Source organism: Sutterella sp., assembly GCF_052272535.1.
GTDB lineage: Bacteria > Pseudomonadota > Gammaproteobacteria > Burkholderiales > Burkholderiaceae_F > Sutterella.
Window position 1 is genome coordinate 1 of sequence record NZ_DAVZJY010000343.1, and the last position, 1694, is coordinate 1694.

1 protein-coding gene and 1 pseudogene are annotated in these 1694 nt (G+C 66.3%); both read left to right on the forward strand.

All coding sequences use genetic code 11. From position 1 onward, the window contains the following. Positions 1-999, forward strand: a 999-nt coding sequence (locus ACT6Y9_RS10840) for a molybdopterin dinucleotide binding domain-containing protein (RefSeq protein ID WP_443744538.1), incomplete at its 5' end; no start/stop codon positions are given. 15 nt (positions 1000-1014) lie between these two features. Next, positions 1015-1626, forward strand: a pseudogene (locus tag ACT6Y9_RS10845) (DMSO/selenate family reductase complex B subunit). Positions 1627-1694: the final 68 nt, after the last annotated feature.

Consider the following 1694-nt stretch of genomic DNA (forward strand, 5'->3'; position numbering starts at 1 on the left):
CCGCTCGCCGTTGAACTCCCTCAGGTGCGCTCCGAAATCCGTGCACACCTTCGCCTGATGACGCCGTCGTGCCGCTACGCCGACATTCTGCTTCCCGATACGCTCGGGCCAGAGACCACCGACGCGGCCTGCCAGGGCGGCAGCCACGGCGACGTCGCCGAAATGCTCGCCATTCAGAAGGCGTGCGAACCCGAATTTGAGCAGAAGCCCTCCTGGGAGATCTGCCGCATGATCGCGCGCGAACTCGGACTCGAGGCGGAGTTCACCGAAGGCCGCACGCAGGAGGAGTGGGTGCGCTGGTGCTACGAGGAGACCCGCAAGAAGGTTCCGGAGCTCCCCGACTTTGAAACCTTCTGGAAGAACGGCCTCGCGAAGGTCTGGCACTACCGCAAGGACCCGCTCGCGCTCGAAGGCTTCCGAAAGGACCCTGTGAAGCATCCGCTCAAGACTCCGTCGGGCAGGATCGAAATCTATTCCGAGCGCCTCGCCAAGGAAACGGCCGACTGGGTGCTCGCCGAGGGCGACCAGATCACGCCGCTGCCGCAGTATTGGCGCACCTGGGACATGCCGGGCGACCCGGCTGCGGCGAAGAAGTACCCGTTGCAGTGCTTCGGCTTCCACGGTCACGGCCGCATCCACTCCACCTTCCACAACCTCCCGCGCCTGAGAAGCCTCCATCCTGACGCCGTCTACTTGAACCCGGTGGACGCCGCCCCGCGCGGCATCGCCGACGGCGACCTCGTGCAGGTCTTCAACGACCGCGGTGTCGTGCAGCTTCCCTGCCGCGTCACGCCCCGCATCATGCCGGGCGTCGTGACGATTCCGCAGGGCGCCTGGTACAAGCCCGAGATGATCGGGGGCGTCCGCGTCGACGTGGGTGGGTGCATCAACACCCTCACGAACCACCGCCCGAGCCCCTACGCCAAGGGCAACGCCCAGCACAACATCCTCGTCGATGTGCGCCGGGCGCCGCAGGCGAAGACGGAAGCGAACGCGTAAGGGAGGTAGTGGAAAATGGCACAGAAAGGTTTCTTCATCGACGTCTCGCGTTGCACCGGCTGCCGGACGTGCTCGGTTGCCTGCGCGGACAAGAACAATCCCCCCGCAGGCGTCAACTTCCGCCGCGTCGTGGAGTACGAAGGCGGCGAGTGGAAGCAGGACAAGAACGGCTGTTGGCGCGCCGACGTCTTCGCGTACTACGTCTCGATCGGCTGCAACGAATGCGCGGATCCCGCCTGCGTGAAGGTCTGCCCGACCAAAGCGCACTACAAGCGTTCTGAGGACGGCATCGTCCTCATCGACACGGCGAAGTGCATCGGCTGCGGCATGTGCGCGCGCGCCTGTCCCTATGGTGCGCCGTAGCTCGATCGCCAGCGCCGCAAGATGACGAAGTGCGACGCCTGCATCGAGCGCACATCGGCGGGCGGCATGCCCGTCTGCGTCGAAAGCTGCCCCGAGCGCGCGATCGAGTTCGGCGACATCGAGGAGCTTCGGCGCCGCCACGGCTCAGTCTCCGGCATCGCGCCCCTGGCGGACCCGGCGAAGACGAAGCCCTCGCTCGTCGTCAAGCCTTCGAAGAACGCCAAACCCGTGGGCTTCACGGGCGGGAAGGTGCACGCCTTCTGAAGATGCTCTTCGCCGCCTCGGGCACCGTGAGGCGTCGGGCGGCATGGGGCAATGCGCGGAGGCGCTCC